This window comes from Cryobacterium glucosi, from assembly GCF_004402235.1.
Taxonomy (GTDB): Bacteria; Actinomycetota; Actinomycetes; order Actinomycetales; family Microbacteriaceae; genus Cryobacterium; species Cryobacterium glucosi.
Genome location: NZ_SOFS01000015.1, coordinates 1 through 14332, shown reverse-complemented (window position 1 = coordinate 14332; position 14332 = coordinate 1). Strand labels below are relative to the sequence as shown.

16 protein-coding genes are annotated in these 14332 nt (G+C 69.1%); 7 read left to right on the top strand and 9 right to left on the bottom strand.

Features of this window, described 5'->3' with window-relative positions; translation table 11 throughout:
- Positions 1-2: 2 nt before the first annotated feature.
- From srlA to E3O46_RS05255, 4 genes are all read left to right on the top strand, one after another.
- Complete coding sequence (gene srlA / locus E3O46_RS05270; protein ID WP_134448975.1) at positions 3-581, top strand: PTS glucitol/sorbitol transporter subunit IIC; 579 nt, start codon at positions 3-5, stop codon at positions 579-581.
- 32 nt (positions 582-613) lie between these two features.
- Positions 614-1600, top strand: a complete 987-nt coding sequence (gene srlE, locus E3O46_RS05265; RefSeq protein WP_277612964.1) for a PTS glucitol/sorbitol transporter subunit IIB — start codon at positions 614-616, stop codon at positions 1598-1600.
- Positions 1601-1684: 84 nt separating this feature from the next.
- The gene (locus tag E3O46_RS05260; RefSeq protein WP_134448977.1) at positions 1685-2047 is read left to right on the top strand and encodes a PTS glucitol/sorbitol transporter subunit IIA; all 363 of its coding nucleotides are present in this window, start codon (positions 1685-1687) and stop codon (positions 2045-2047) included.
- Positions 2048-2059: 12 nt separating this feature from the next.
- Positions 2060-2320, top strand: coding sequence for an HPr family phosphocarrier protein (locus tag E3O46_RS05255; RefSeq protein ID WP_134448978.1), 261 nt, complete (start codon positions 2060-2062; stop codon positions 2318-2320).
- Between the two features lie 132 nt (positions 2321-2452).
- On the opposite strand, the gene E3O46_RS05250 is transcribed toward E3O46_RS05255, so the two are convergent.
- The 5 genes from E3O46_RS05250 to E3O46_RS05230 form a co-directional block, all read right to left on the bottom strand.
- A complete protein-coding gene (locus tag E3O46_RS05250; protein WP_198413443.1) occupies positions 2453-3535 on the bottom strand; it encodes a glycoside hydrolase family 130 protein in 1083 nt (360 codons plus the stop codon).
- A gap of 86 nt (positions 3536-3621) precedes the next feature.
- On the bottom strand, positions 3622-4455 hold the full coding sequence (locus tag E3O46_RS05245) for a carbohydrate ABC transporter permease (protein ID WP_134561364.1): 834 nt from the start codon (positions 4453-4455) through the stop codon (positions 3622-3624).
- A gap of 71 nt (positions 4456-4526) precedes the next feature.
- Positions 4527-5438: a carbohydrate ABC transporter permease gene (locus tag E3O46_RS05240; RefSeq protein WP_241975471.1), complete on the bottom strand. Its 912-nt coding sequence runs from the start codon at positions 5436-5438 to the stop codon at positions 4527-4529.
- Between the two features lie 48 nt (positions 5439-5486).
- Positions 5487-6791: an extracellular solute-binding protein gene (locus E3O46_RS05235; protein WP_134448979.1), complete on the bottom strand. Its 1305-nt coding sequence runs from the start codon at positions 6789-6791 to the stop codon at positions 5487-5489.
- Positions 6792-6956: 165 nt separating this feature from the next.
- Positions 6957-7982: a LacI family DNA-binding transcriptional regulator gene (locus E3O46_RS05230; protein ID WP_134560284.1), complete on the bottom strand. Its 1026-nt coding sequence runs from the start codon at positions 7980-7982 to the stop codon at positions 6957-6959.
- 214 nt (positions 7983-8196) lie between these two features.
- On the opposite strand from E3O46_RS05230, the gene E3O46_RS05225 reads away from it, so the two are divergent.
- The 3 genes from E3O46_RS05225 to E3O46_RS05215 are packed head-to-tail and all read left to right on the top strand — an operon-like array spanning position 8197 to position 11991.
- Positions 8197-9033, top strand: coding sequence for a cytochrome c oxidase assembly protein (locus tag E3O46_RS05225; protein ID WP_241985087.1), 837 nt, complete (start codon positions 8197-8199; stop codon positions 9031-9033).
- A 56-nt stretch (positions 9034-9089) separates the two neighbouring features.
- On the top strand, positions 9090-10556 hold the full coding sequence (locus tag E3O46_RS05220) for a lipase maturation factor family protein (RefSeq protein WP_134561239.1): 1467 nt from the start codon (positions 9090-9092) through the stop codon (positions 10554-10556).
- A complete protein-coding gene (locus tag E3O46_RS05215; protein WP_134561238.1) occupies positions 10549-11991 on the top strand; it encodes a phytoene desaturase family protein in 1443 nt (480 codons plus the stop codon). The genes E3O46_RS05220 and E3O46_RS05215 overlap by 8 nt, the downstream gene beginning before the upstream one ends.
- 35 nt (positions 11992-12026) lie before the next feature.
- On the opposite strand, the gene E3O46_RS05210 is transcribed toward E3O46_RS05215, so the two are convergent.
- From E3O46_RS05210 to E3O46_RS05195, 4 genes are all read right to left on the bottom strand, one after another.
- Positions 12027-12434, bottom strand: coding sequence for an RNA-binding S4 domain-containing protein (locus E3O46_RS05210; RefSeq protein ID WP_134448983.1), 408 nt, complete (start codon positions 12432-12434; stop codon positions 12027-12029).
- A 70-nt stretch (positions 12435-12504) separates the two neighbouring features.
- Complete coding sequence (locus E3O46_RS05205) at positions 12505-13398, bottom strand: prenyltransferase (protein ID WP_134448984.1); 894 nt, start codon at positions 13396-13398, stop codon at positions 12505-12507.
- The gene (locus E3O46_RS18825) at positions 13395-13907 is read right to left on the bottom strand and encodes a lycopene cyclase domain-containing protein (RefSeq protein ID WP_134561237.1); all 513 of its coding nucleotides are present in this window, start codon (positions 13905-13907) and stop codon (positions 13395-13397) included. Before E3O46_RS18825 ends, E3O46_RS05205 begins: the two co-directional genes overlap by 4 nt.
- Positions 13904-14239 (bottom strand): lycopene cyclase domain-containing protein, encoded by a 336-nt coding sequence (locus E3O46_RS05195; RefSeq protein WP_134448986.1) that lies wholly within the window; start codon positions 14237-14239, stop codon positions 13904-13906. Before E3O46_RS05195 ends, E3O46_RS18825 begins: the two co-directional genes overlap by 4 nt.
- Positions 14240-14332: the final 93 nt, after the last annotated feature.

Sequence of the window (14332 nt, the reverse complement as noted above, 5' to 3'; positions counted from 1 at the left end):
CTGTGGATATTCTTGGATTCCTCGTGCAGGGCGCACAGCTTTTCATCGGGCTGTTCCAAACCGGCGCGGACACGTTCATCAGCTGGATGCAGACGATCGTTCCGGTGGTGCTGCTACTGCTCATCGCAATGAACTCGCTGATCCGTTTGATCGGAGAGGACCGGGTCAACCGGTTTGCCAGCAAGGCAGGCGGCAACCCGCTGATGCGGTACATGGTGCTTCCCTTCGTCGGGTCGTTCCTTCTGGCGAACCCGATGGTGCACTCGCTCGGTCGCTTCATGCCCGAGCGCTACAAGCCCAGCTATTTCGCGAGTGCCGCCTTCTTCTGCCACACCAGCAACGGCATCTTCCCGCACATCAACCCCGGTGAACTGTTCATCTGGCTCGGCGTCGCGGCGGGCGTGCAGAAGCTCGGCCTGGACGCCGGACCGCTCGCGATCCGCTACCTGCTCGTCGGCCTCGTGCTCAATTTCCTGAGCGGCTGGGTCACCGACCTCACCACGACGATCGTGATGAAGCAGCAGGGCGTCACCCTCAGTAAAACGGTCCGCATGCAAGACGCCGCCATGGCGATGGGTTAGGAAGCAGGATCATGGTTCAGTATCACGGAGTTGTGATTAGCAAGGGCAGCGGCGGTTTCGGCGGCCCGCTCACGATCACCCCCACCGACACCAGGAACAAGCTCGTCTACATCACGGGCGGCGGGGCCAAGCCGGACATCGTCGACAAGATCGCGGAACTCACCGGGGCCATCCCCGTCAACGGTTTCAAGACCTCGGTGCCGGACGATGAGACCTGCGCGGTCGTCATCGACTGCGGCGGGACGCTGCGCTGCGGGATCTACCCGAAGAAGCAGATTCCCACGATCAACATCATGCCGACCGGACGCTCCGGCCCCCTGATGCAGTACATCAAGGAAGACATCTACGTCTCTGCGGTCGGCCTGGCGCAGGTGCGAAGCCTCTCGGCGACAAACGAAGCCGCGCCACCAGTGGGCGCTGAGCCCGCGGCGCGCACCTATACGTACTCGACGGACAAGAAGATCTCGGAAACCCTCGCCCAGCGACCGAACCAGTCGTTCGTGCAGAAGATCGGCCTCGGCGCGGGCAAGGTGGTCAACACTTTCTACCAGGCCGCACGCGACTCGGTGCAGACCATGATCAACACGATCATTCCCTTCATGGCCTTCGTCGCGATGCTGATCGGGATCATCCAGGGCTCAGGATTCGGAAACTGGTTCTCCGGCTTTCTCGCTCCCCTCGCCGGCAGCGGCCTGGGCCTGATCCTGCTCGGCTTCATCTGCTCGCTGCCGTTCCTGTCGCCGTTGCTCGGACCCGGCGGGGTCATCGGGCAGGTCATCGGCACCCTGATCGGCGTCGAGATCGGCAAGGGCAACATTTCCCCGAGCCTCGCCCTCCCCGCGCTCTTCGCCATCAACACCCAGAACGCCTGCGACTTCATCCCGGTCGGCCTCGGACTGGCCGAAGCGGAACCCGAAACCGTGGAGGTCGGCGTCCCGTCCGTGTTGTACTCCCGCTTCTTCACGGGGGCTCCGCGGGTCGCCCTGGCCTGGCTGGCCAGCATCGGACTCTACGTCTAGGAATCATCGCAGCGGGGTCCCGCACCGGCGGGGCCCCGCCGGCTCACGAAACAGCATCCGTTCGCACAACCGAAAGAAGTCGTCATGCCAGTCATCTACCACACCGTCGTCGGGGAAATCGGTGATGCCGTGGACTCCTTCCTCGACGAGGGAATGTTCATCCTGTTCGGGCAGGGCGCGCCGGACGCGCTCAAGGACTACTGCTACATCGTCGACGTCACAGCGTCGACGGGCGCCATCGTCGCCGGCCAGTCGCTCCGCCTCGACGACGCGTCCTACCTGATCACCGCCGTCGGGGAGGTCGCCAGGCAGAACCTCGACGGGCTCGGCCACATCACGGTCGTCTTCAACGGGGCGACGAACGCGAAAATGCACGGGTCGGTCTACGTGGAGACGGCCACGCCGCCGAAGCTGAGCGTCGGCAGCGTCATCACCATCGAGGACTAGGACCAGACGGTCATGAGGACAGAGAGGGCGACGGTGTGCATCCCGCAGGGGATCCACGCGGCGATCGCACACCGGTTGCACCGGGAGGCAGGCCGATTCCAGAGCAGCCTCTTCCTGAAGCACGGCGCCCGGACGGCGAGCCTCGGCAGCATCATCGCGATTCTCGCACTCGGCGTCGAGCGGGGTGCAGAGATCGAGATCCTCGCCGACGGAAGCGATGAGTCCGCGGCCCTGGTCGCCATCGTCGGACTCCTGGACGAGCTCGCGACCTGAGCGGCCGGGCAGGTCCATCGGGAGCCCGGTTCGCGGCATCCGGCCCTGAACCACGGAAAAAGCACCTTCGTCGAGTCGACGAAGGTGCTCTTTCCGCAACTGGGCGGATGTTCCGAACGGGGGGTTCCGGAACTATCCGTCAGTCGGGTCCAGGGTGGTGCGGTCCAGGCGGGCGACGCCGATCTTCGAGTCGGCCATGCCGTAGAAGACGTAGGTCTGGCCCTCGATCTCCTCGATCGCGGTCGGGAAGACCACGTTCGGCACGATGCCGCTGAGCTCGTCGGGCGTCTCGGCCTTCAGGAGCGGTTCGGTCGTGCGCTGCAGGATGATCGTCGGGTCGTCCGCGTCGAGGATCATGGCCCCCGCCGCGTAGTTCACCTTCTGCTGCTGCGAGAACGCGCCGTCGATCACGCCCGTGACGCCGTGGTGCAGGAGCAGCCAGCCCTCCGGCACCCGCAGCGGGGCGGGTCCGCCGCCGATCTTGAGTTCTTCGAACGCGAACTCCGGCCCGGCGAGGAATCGGTGGCCGCTCCAGAACGCGAGCTTCGTCACGTCGGCGAGCACATCCGCGACCGGCACGTAGCTGATCCAGATGCTCTGCCTGGTGTCGGTGACCCCGGCGGGCACCCGGATGCCTTCACCCGGCTTGACCTCGCCGAGGTCCCACATCGGCCGGTGCAGCACCGCGAAGGACTCCACGCCGTTCGGACCCGTGACGGGCTCCGGGAAGAAGACGGTGTCCTTGTTGTGGAACAGGTTCAGGTCCATGTCCAGTGCTTCGTCGAAGGCGAAGAGCACCGGGCCGAGCCTGCGCCAGCTGCGGAGGTCGGCGGAGACCGCGAGGGCCGTGCGCGGGCCGAGCGGGCCGTATGCGACATAGGTCATCACGTGCAGGCCGAGCCGCGGGACGAAGGTGACGCGCGGGTCTTCGACGCCGGCGTTGTGGGCGCCGCGTTCCCAGCCCTGGTCGGGCTCGAGGACGACGCCCTCGCGCTCGACGCCCGTCGGCACGCCGTCGGTGATGATCACGCGGGCGAGTCCGACCCTGGAGACGTTCCCGGTCGCGACGAGGCGGGGAAGCAGGTACAGGGTGCCGTCTGGCGTGTGCCCGGAGCCGGGGTTGAGCACGCCCTCCGCCTCGAGGGCGTTGCCCGGTTCCGGCGTCATGACGACGCCCATCCGGGTGAGGCGGTAGGGGAATGCCGCGCCGGGCATCCGTTTCGGGGCGGAGGCGTGCGGCACGTTCGCCGGGGAGGGGGCGGACGAAGGGACGGGGGATGCTGCAGTGGATTCGCGCATGACTAGCCTTTCACGCCTGAACCGATGTCGGTCGAGACGAAGTGTCGTTGGAAGAGGATGAAGAGGATGACGGCGGGTCCGGCCAGCACGCAGGCGCCGGCGAGGACCGCTCCGAAGGGGTTCGCCGCGGAGGCCGCGACGGTGCTGATGTAGTTGGCGAGGGCGACAGCGAGCGGCTGCATCGAGGCCTGCTTGGTGACCAGGAACGGCCAGAGGAATTCGTTCCACGGGCCGATGAAGGTCAGCAGCACGACGGTGAGCAGGGCGGGGCGCACCAGCGGGAGGGCGATCCGCCAGAGCAGCACGACCTCGCCGGCACCGTCGATCCTGGCCGCGTCGAAGAGCTCGCGGGGGACCTGCAGGAAGTACTGCCGGAAGATGATCACGGCCGTCGAGTTGATCGCGAACGGCAGGATCATGCCGAGGTAGTTGTCGGCAAGGCCGTAGTCCCTCGCGATCATCACGTAGAGCGGGATCATCAGCAGCTGGAACGGAACGACCTGCACGAGCAGAACGAGCGCGAAGGTGATCCCGCGGCCGCGCCACTGCAGCTGGGCGAGCGCGTAGCCGACGAGGACCCCGAAGACGAGGGTGCCGACGATCACACCGCCGGTGAAGATGCCGGAGTTGAGCAGGGTCTGCATCAGGTTGACGCGGCTGTTGATGTCCGCGTAGTTCTCGAGGGTGAGGTTGGCCGGGTTCGGGAATGCTCCCGAGATGGAGGTGTCCGGCGACTTCTGGAGTGAGCCGACGATCATGTAGTAGAACGGGAACAGGAACGCCACGGCTCCGATGGTGAGCACGACGCCGCGGAGGATGTTCTGCCCGCGGCTCATGCCGCTGGTCGTGCGCCTTCCCGGTGCGCGCGTGCTGATTGTGCCCGTACCCGGGCCTGGTGTGCGCTTGCTCATGATTCGTCACCTCCGGCGATCTTGCGCTGGATGAAGGCGATGATGAGCACGCCGATCACCAGGATGATGCCGATCGCGGACGCGGTGTCCGGGTTACCCTGCTCGATACCCTTCTGGTACATCAGCAGCACGGGAGAGGTCGATGCACCGTTCGGGCCGCCGCCGCCGGTGAGGAGGTACGGCTCGGTGAAGAGGTTCGCTCCCGTCACGGTGGAGAGCAGCAGCACGAGCACCGTCGCCGGGCGCACGCCGGGGATCGTGACGGAGAAGAACTTACGGATCGCACCGGCACCGTCTGTCGAGGCGGCCTCGTAGAGCTCCGTCGACACGCTCTGCAGCGCGGCGAGGTACAGCAGAATGTAGAAGCCGAGCTGCTTCCATGTCACGAACAGGGCGATCGTGGGCATGGCCCAGGTCGGGCTGATCAGCCAGGACGGGTCGGGGGCGAGTGGGCCGAGGATCTGGTTGACGAGGCCGCCGCCGCTGAAGAGGAAGAGCCAGACGCCGACGACCGCGACGCTCGCGGTGACGTAGGGCACGTAGTACGCGACCCGCAGGAAGGTGCGGCCGCGCACGGCCTTGTTGAGTGCCGTCGCGAGGACGAGCGAGAGCACGACGGTCAGCGGCACGTTGATCAGCAGGAAGATGCCGACGTTCCCGAAGGAGCGGATCACGGCCGGGTCGGAGAGCACCTCCTGAAAGTTGTCGAGGCCCACGAACGGCCGGTCGACCTGGGCGCCGGGGGCGGCGAAGAAGTAGTCGTGGAAGGCCATGTACACCGCGAAGACGAGCGGGTACGCGAAGACGGCGATCACGAAGACGAGGTAGGGGGCGCTGAGCAGGAGCCCGATCGGGTTCCGGCCCAGCCACGGGCGGCGCCGGGTGGCCCGCCCGCCGGGAGCCCTGATGGGGCTCCCGGCGGACGAGGTCCGCGATTCGGTGACGGTCACGAGGTGCTACTTGCTCGAGACCAGGGTGTTGATCTTGTCTGCCGCGCCGCCCAGGGTGGAGGCGATGTCGCCCTGCCCGAAGATGACCGACTTGGAGTAGGCATCCCGGAACGTCTGCCACACCTCGACCGAGTTCGACACGTTCGGAACCTCGACGGTGCGCGCGGCCTGGTCGCCGAAGGCGACGTACGCCGGGTTCGCGGCGAAGTAGTCCGGGTACGTGGTGGTCAGGTCGGAGCGGATCGGCATCTGGCCGGTCAGGCTGAGGAGCTGGCCGTCCTGCGCCTCGCTCGTCGAGAACTTCAGCACGTCCCAGGCGGTGCCCTGGTTCTTGCACGCGGTGTACATGCCGACGTTCTTGGCGTCGCTGAAGGTGTAGGTCTTGTCAGCGGATGTCCCGGCGCTCGTCGGCACCGGAACGGCGCCCCAGTTCACCTTGTCCTTGTACACCGGAACAGCCCACGGTCCCACGATCGACATCGCGGCCTTGCCGTCGGCGAACGAGTCGCCCTGGTAGAGCTCTTTGTTCGCGAGTCCCTCGGTGTACATGGTCTTCCAGAAGTCGGCGACCTTGGCGCCCTCGTCGCCGGTGAACGTGGCCTTGCCGTCTTCGACGAGCTGCTTGCCCCCGGTCTCGGCGGCGTACAGCGGGTAGAAGTCGAACCAGCTCTGGTAGAACTCACTCGTCGGGGACGGGTAGATCGCGTTCGCCGCGGCCCCACTGGAGACCAGGGCGCGGGAGGCGGTCAGGAACTCGTCATAGGTGGCGAGCTTCGGGTTCTCCGGGTCGAGCCCGGCCTTGGCGAACATGTCCTTGTTGTAGAAGATCATCACAGGGTTGGACTTCCACGGCATCTGGTAGAACTTGCCGTCTGTCGACTCGTACTGGGTCGCGGTATCGCCCGAGCGGGCCTTGATGTAGGAGTCACCGTCGGAGAAGCTGCTCAGGTCGACGAGGCCGCCCTGCTTCTGGAACTGGGGAACTGCGACCGGGGCAGTGTTGTACACGAGGCATGGTGCGTTTCCCGCCGTGATGGCGGCGCCGATCACTTCCTCGCTGCTCTTGCCGGCCGGGATCTCCTGCGCGGTGACGGTTTCGTTCGGGTGGTCGGCGTTCCAGGCGGTCACCATCTGCTTGCCCCAGGCGATCTCGGTCGCGTTGTTCGAGTACCAGATCGTGATGGGGCCGTGGGCTGTGGTCGCCGCTCCCGCCGCGCCGCCGCCCGATGAGCAGGCGCCGAGGGCGAGGATGACGGCGGCCGATGCCGCGGTCGCGGCGAGGACTCGCCGGGTTCGTGCTGTGCTGTGCATGGTTTCTCCATTCAGTCCCCGCGGCAGCTCTGCCTCGGGTGTGTTTCGGGTGGTGCGGCACGCGGGGAAGGGCGTGCGGGAGGACCGCGGCCGACGCGGGGTCGGTGCGGTGTGCGAAGGGTTCGGTGGCGGATCGGAGGTGAGGAGTGGGGGACAGTGCGGCAGCTAGGGCCGCAGGGGGGTACCGGCGGAGCCGCGGATGACGAGACGGCCTGCCGGAAGATCGACGTCGGGTGCCGTGCCGAGCGCCATGAGGTCGAGCAGGGTCCGGCCGGCGGCCCGGCCCCAGTCGCTCGGGGCGGTGCGCACCGTGGTGAGCGCCGGGTAGACGTACCGGGTGAAGTCGATGTCGTCGAAGCCCGTGATCGAGACGTCGTCCGGTACGCGCAGGCCGAGTTCGTGGGCGACGCCGAGGCCGGCGATGGCCATCGGGTCGTTGGCGAAAACGATCGCCGTGGGCGGCGAGTCCTGGGTCAGGAGCCTGCGGGCGGCATCCGCCCCCGCTGCGACGGAGAAGTCGGTCTCGATGGACTGGCCGGCCGGGAGACCGGCCTCCCTGAGGGCCGTGTCGAAGGCGGCCCGGCGGCGGCTGCCGTGCAGGAGCGCAGGGCTGCCGGCGACGTGGGCGATGCGCCGGTGGCCGAGGGAGACGAGGTAGCGCACGGTTTCGGCGACGCCAGGGGTGTCGTCGACCGAGATGCACGGGAAGGGGCTCTCGGTGTCCGGCCGGCCGAGGGTGACGGCGGGAAGGCCGAGTTCCTGCAGCAGCGGGATGCGCGGGTCGTTGTGCCGGAGGTCGCTCAGGAAGACCCCGTCGACGCGGCCGTCGGAGACGAGCGACCGGTAGGTGCGCATTTCGGTCTTCTCGTCGGGCACGACGCTCAGCACGAGGGCGAGGCCCTGCGGGGCGAGGACGGTCTCGACGCCGGCGATGAACGACGGGAAGAACGGGTCGGAGCCGAGGACCTCCGGGTCGCGGGCGATCACGAGGCCGAGCGCGAAGGAACGCCGGGTGGACAGCGACCTGGCTCGCAGGGAGGGGGTCCAGCCGAGTCGCTCGGCGATCTCGAGGATACGGACGCGGCTCTCGGCGGAGACACCGGGCCGGTCGTTGAGGGCGAAGGAGACGAGGCCTTTGCTGACGCCGGCCTCGCGGGCCACATCAGCGATGGTCACCTTGGGCTCACTCATCGCGCCTCCTCATCGATAGCACCTGCTCGAGTCTTCTGAACCGGTTTAGGCAAACCTATACCGGTTTAGTCCCCCACGTCAACCACTCGCGGAGCACATTCCTGCGGGGGAGACGCATAATGGGACGGGCGCCGGACTTCCCGGCACGCATCAGCCAGAACGGCCGCTCACGCCTTCCTTCCTCGACTTCCTCGGCACCGCCCGGTTCGATCCGGTGGCGGGTTCGGGCATCCTTGTCGCCGCCGCGCTGTATCTCCTGGGTATCCGTGCCGCCGGCCGCAGGGGGACCGCCTGGCCGCTCCTCCCGACCCTCGGCTTCTTCCTGCTCGGGCTCGGGTCCTGGGCGTGGGTGTCGTTCGGGTTCCTCGGAGCCTGGAGCCCCGACCTGCGCTGGGCGTTCACGACCCGGATCGCCCTCCTGCTCTTCGTGGTCCCGGCGCTGCTGAGCCTCGGCCGCCCCGTCGAGCTGGCGCGGGCCGCGCTCCAGGGCCGGGCCCTGCGCGGGTTCAACGCCGTGCTCGGGTCCTGGTTCGTGCGTCTCGTCGGCAACGCCGTCTTCGCCCCGCTCTTCGCGATCGCCGCCTTCCTGGTCTTCCTGACCCCCCTCGCCTACGTGCTGCGGAGCAATCCCGCAGCGGAGGCGAGCCTGACGCTGCTCGTGCCGCTGGTCGGACTGCTGATGGTGCTGCCGATCACCGACCACGCCCTCGTCCGCACGAGCCTTTTCATCACGGCAGAGTTCATGCTCGCCTTCGTCGAACTCGTGATGGATGCCATCCCCGGCATCCTGCTGCGCCTCAACGAGACGGTGCTCGACGGGGCCCCGGCCCTGGTCGGGTCGTTCCCGGCCTGGTTCCCCTCGCCGCTCTGGGACCAGCACCTGTCCGGCGACTTCCTCTGGTTCATCGCGGAGGTCGCGGACATCCCGGTGCTGATCATCCTGTTCCTGCGCTGGAACCGCACCGACCGGCACGAGGCGAAGCAACTCGACGAGCTCTCCGACGAGCAGATGGCCGCCCTCACCGCCGAGCACCTGCGCCGCGCACCGTGACCCTGCCCACCCTGACCCTGCCCTGCCGGGCCAGGCGGGGCTAGGGTGGCTGCACGATGGATCTCCTCGGTGCCTTCTTCGAGGCCGGCGACTACTCGATAGCGCGGCAGGTCCTGCAGCGCGGAGTAGCCGCGATCTTCCTCGTGGCGTTCCTGTCCACCGCCAACCAGTTCCCGGCGCTGCTCGGGGATCACGGCCTGCTGCCGGTGCGCGACTGGGTGTCCCGCGTGCGGTTTCGCGACGCGCCGAGCCTCTTCCACTGGCGTTACTCCGACCGGATGCTGCGGGTGCTGGCCTGGGGCGGCGTCCTGCTGGCCGCAACCCTCGTCGCCGGCCTGCCGCAACTCGGCCCGCCCTGGCTTCCGATGCTCGCCTTCCTGCTGCTCTGGGCCGGGTACCTGTCGATCGTCAACGTGGGGCAGACCTTCTACTCCTTCGGCTGGGAGAGCCTGCTGCTCGAGGCCGGGTTCGTCGTCGCCTTCCTCGGGTCGAACGAGGTGGCCCCGCCGCTTACGATCATTGTCTTCGTGCGCTGGCTGGTCTTCCGGCTGGAATTCGGCGCCGGAATGATCAAGATGCGCGGCGGCCCGGAATGGCGGGACCTGACCGCGATGTTCTACCATCACGAGACGCAGCCGATGCCGAATCCCGTGAGCTCCTTCGTGCACCGGCTGCCGGCCTGGTTCCACCGCGGCGAGGTGCTCGGCAATCATGTCGCGCAACTCGTGGTGCCGTTCTTCCTCTTCGCACCCCAGCCCGTCGCATCCGTCGCCGCCGCCGTGCTCGCCTTGACCCAGCTGTGGCTCGTGGTCACCGGAAACTTCGCCTGGCTGAACTGGATCACGATCGTGCTCGTCTTCGCCGCGGTCGACGACCGCGCATTCCGGACGGTCTTCCCGTTCCTCCCCGGCGCCGCAGGCGAGCCCTCGACAGCCCTCCCCGCCTCCCCGCCGTGGTTCGTCGTGCTCGTGCTCGCGGTCACCCTCCTGCTCGTGGTGCTGAGCTTCTGGCCGGCCCGCAACCTGGTCGCGCGCAGGCAGCTGATGAACGCGAGCTTCAACCGGTATCACCTCGTGAACGCCTACGGGGCATTCGGCACCGTGACGAAGGAGCGCTATGAGATCGTCGTCGAGGGCAGTTCCGCCGAAGACCCCGGCGACGAGACGGCCTGGCGCGCCTACGAATTCCACGGCAAACCGGGGGACCCCGCCCGCCTGCCCCGCCAGTTCGCCCCGTATCACCTGCGGCTCGACTGGCTGATGTGGTTCCTCGCCCTCGGCGTGCGCGACACCCGGTGGTTCGAGATGTTCCTGGTGCGCTTGCTCGAGGGCGACCGGCCGACCCTGCGGATGCTGCGGGTCAACCCGTTCCCCGACGCTCCGCCCCGCTTCGTGCGCGCGCGGCTGTTCCGCTATCGGTTTGCGACGCGCGCCGAGCGGACCGCCACCCGGGACTGGTGGGTGCGCACCCCGGCCGGTTCCTACGTGCGCCCGGTCGCGCTCCCGGGTGGCCCCCGTGCCTGACGTGAACGTGGTCGGGGCCGGGCCGAACGGTCTCGCCGCCGCGGTCGTCTGCGCGCGGGCCGGCTTGTCCGTGACCGTCAGTGAGCGCGCCGAAACGGCAGGCGGCGGACTCCGCACGAGCGAGCTCACCCTGCCCGGCTTCCGGCATGACCTCGGCTCCGCGGTGCACCCCGCAGCGCTCGCCTCCCCGTTCTTCCGCGCCTTCGGGCTCAGCGAGCGGGTGCCGTTCGTGATCCCCGAGGTGTCCTATGCGCATCCGCTCGATGCGCACCGCACCGCCATCGCCTACCGCGACCTCGACCGCACCGCCGCGGAGCTCGGCCGCGACGGCCCGGCCTGGACCCGGCTGCTCAGGCCCCTCGTCGACCGGATCGACGGCCTCGTCTCCTTCACCGGCCACCAACTGCTGCGCTGGCCGGATGACCCGCGCGCCGCCCTCGACTACGGCCTCCGCGTGCTCGCCCTCGGCACCCCCGCCGGGCGGATGCTGTTCCACGGCCCGGCCGCGCCGGCCCTCCTCTCCGGCGTGGCCGCACACGCTCCCGGCCGCCAGCCCGCACTCGCGCAGGCTGGGGCCGGGCTGCTCCTCGCGGCGGAGGCGCACGCCGAGGGCTGGGGCTACCCCGTCGGCGGAGCGCAGGCGATCGCCGACGCTCTCGTCGCCGACCTGCTCGCCCACGGCGGCACGCTGCGGCTGAACACCGAGGTGCGCGGGCCCGGCGACCTCGACCCGGCCAGGGTGACCCTGCTCGACACCTCGGCGGTCTTCCTCGACCGTTTCGCGGGCCCGGCGCTTCCCGACGGCTACCGGCGTGCGCTCCGCCGGTACCGCTACGGCAACGGGGTCGCCAAGGTCGACTTCGCGCTGTCCGGCCCGGTGCCCTGGACGAACCCCCGGCTCGCCCTCGCGCCGACCGTGCACCTCAGCGGCAGCCGGGTCGAGGTCGAACGTGCCGAACGGCTGGTGTCCGGGGGACGCTCGCCGCGGCATCCGTTCGTGCTGCTCGCCCAGCCGAGTGTGCTCGACGCGAGGCGGGCGCCGGCAGGGAAGGCCGTGCTCTGGGCGTACACCCACGTTCCGGCCGGCTGGAACGGCGACCCGGCCCTCGCGATCGTGCGCGCGATCGAACGCTACGCGCCCGGATTCCGCGACACGATCCTCGCCGCCGCGAGCCACACGCCCGCAGAGCTCGCCGCAGGGAATCCGAACCTCATCGGCGGCGACATCCTCGGCGGGGCCGTCTCCCTGCGCCAGCTCGTCAAGCGACCGGTGGTGTCCACCCACCCCTGGCGCACGCCCGTTCCCGGGCTCTACCTCTGCTCGGCGTCGACGCCGCCAGGTCCCGCCGTGCACGGCATGAACGGATGCTTCGCCGCCGCGCTCGCCCTGCGCGAGCACTTCGGAATCCACACCCTTCCCGACCTCGCCCCCTGACGGATTCGACGGGGCGAGCGGATGCCGGGGGAGCCTCAGTCGTTCTCCGGCCAGTCCTCGGGGCCCTGCCGCTCCGTGGCGCGCAGCTTGTCGATGTCGCGGCGTTCCCGCTTGGTCGGACGCCCGGCGCCGCGGTCCCGCATGGGCACGAGCGCGACCTCCTCCCGCGGCGGGGGCGGCGGGGTCTTGTCCACGAAGCACTCGGCGGCGACGAGTGCGCCGACGCGCTTGTTCACGATCTTCGAGACCACGAGCACCCGGTCGAAACCGCTCGACCGCACCCGGACCTCGTCGCCGATGTGAACCGGCTGAGCCGACTTCGCCCGTTCGCCGTTCACCTTGACGTGACCGGCCCGGCACGCGGCCGTCGCGAGCGACCGGGTCTTGAACATCCGCACGGCCCACGCCCAGCTGTCCACGCGTGCCGTCGTCAGGGGGTCCATCCCTCGACTCTACGACCAGGCGCGGGCGTGCGGATGCCGGCCTCGCCGCATCCGCGCGTCGGCACCCGCCTCAGAACAGCGAGGACACGATCAACAGCATGGTCACGCAGAACCCGGACACGAAGTTCAGCCAGAGGAAGCGCTTCCAGCCGGCATTGGCGGTCTCGGCGCGCGCGTCGCTCACCGACCGGAACGGCCACGCGGCCACAATGTACGGAACCGCGAGCACGGCGGCGAGAAGGCCGGGCCACCCGGTCGCGAGCATCAGCAGCCCGGCAGCAGCCCAGCAGCCGATCGCGAGCCGCACCGTCCGGCCGGCGCCGAGCGCGGTCGCAATCGAGGCGATCCCGCCCTCCCGGTCGGGCACGACGTCCTGCACGGCCCCGAAGGCGTGGCTGGCCATACCCCAGAGGAAGAACGCGGCGAGCAGGGCCACCAGGCCCGGTGTCCACTGCGCCCCGGCGACCGCGAGCCCGTAGACCGCCGGGCTGACGAAGTGCGTGCTCGACGTCACGGAGTCGACGACAGGGCGCTCCTTGAACCGCAGCCCGGGCACCGAGTACGCGGCAACGGCGAAGAGGCTCACCGCGAGCACGACCCACGACACCGGATGCCCTGTGCCGGCCAGCACGAGCATCGCGCCGAGCACGGGCACCGCCGTCACGATCCCGGACACCAGCACCGTGCGGTGCAGGGCAGGGTCGAGCATCGCGCCTTCGACGCCGCCCTTCCGCGGGTTGCGCAGGTCGGACTCGTAGTCGAACACGTCGTTGATGCCGTACATCAGCAGGTTGTACGGGATCAGGAAGAAGAGCGTGCCGACCACGAGGAGCGCGTCGACGCGCCCGGTCGTCACGATGTAGGCGGCCGCGAACGGGTAGGCCGTGTTGATCCAGCTCAGGGGCCGGGAGGACAGCAGCACCTGCCGCGTCTTCCAGAGTGTCGTCGTACGGATGCTGCTCATCGGTTCCCCCCGCGCGTGGCCGATCGGCTGCTGGCGCTGTTGTCGTGATCCTGTGCGGGACCGTGATCCCGCCCCTGATCTCTTCCCTGACTGGATTCTCCCACGGTTCCGGTCCCGTCGACCGACCTGTCGACCGACCTGTCGACCGACCTGTCGACCGACCTGTCGACCGACCCGGGGCTGACCGGGGCGGCCCGTCCGCCCGGAGCCCGGCGCCCCGGCAGGAGCGTCCAGAGTGCGGGCAGCAGGAGGGCGGTGGCGAGCGGGTAGGCGAAATCCTCGACCGGGGCCAGGCCGAGGCGGAGGCCAGAGGTGTGGGCGGGGTCATAGGCGACGAGCCCGACGCCGATCATCACGTTGTCGAAGATCGCGCTCAGCACGAGCACAGCGAGCAATGCGCACCCGATCGCCGCGACCCTGCGCCGGGAAGGACGTCGCCGCAGTCCGGCAACGACCGCTGCGAGGGCCGCAGCGACGACGAAGACGAGGTCGAGCAGCAGGTAGGTCACGTGCGCCGCTTTCGACGTGCACCGCGTTCGAGAAGCAGCTCGGCCCCGCGCACGGCGTTCATGGTCAGGTAGCAGAGGAAGGTGAGGAAGAAGAGCTCCTCGAGCGGGAGCTCCGGCGCGAGCTGGATGCCGGTCATCAGGTCCGTCTCGCCCCGGTAGAAGATCCCCGCAGTGATGCCGCCCGCGTCCCAGGCCAGCAGGAAGGCCACGCCGATGGCGAGCACGGCGGCGGCCTTGCGGCCGTCGAGCCAGAAGAACAGCCGGAACCTGCGGTCGAGCAGCACCATGGCGCCGAGCGAGACGAGCAGGCTCAGCAGGTAGGCGACGCTCACGGTGTTCCGGGCGCGTCCGGCCCGCCCGCGGTGCGGACCCCGGTCGCGGCGGCTTCCGCGGCGCCGGCGCCGGCGGTGCCGCCCGCTGCGCCG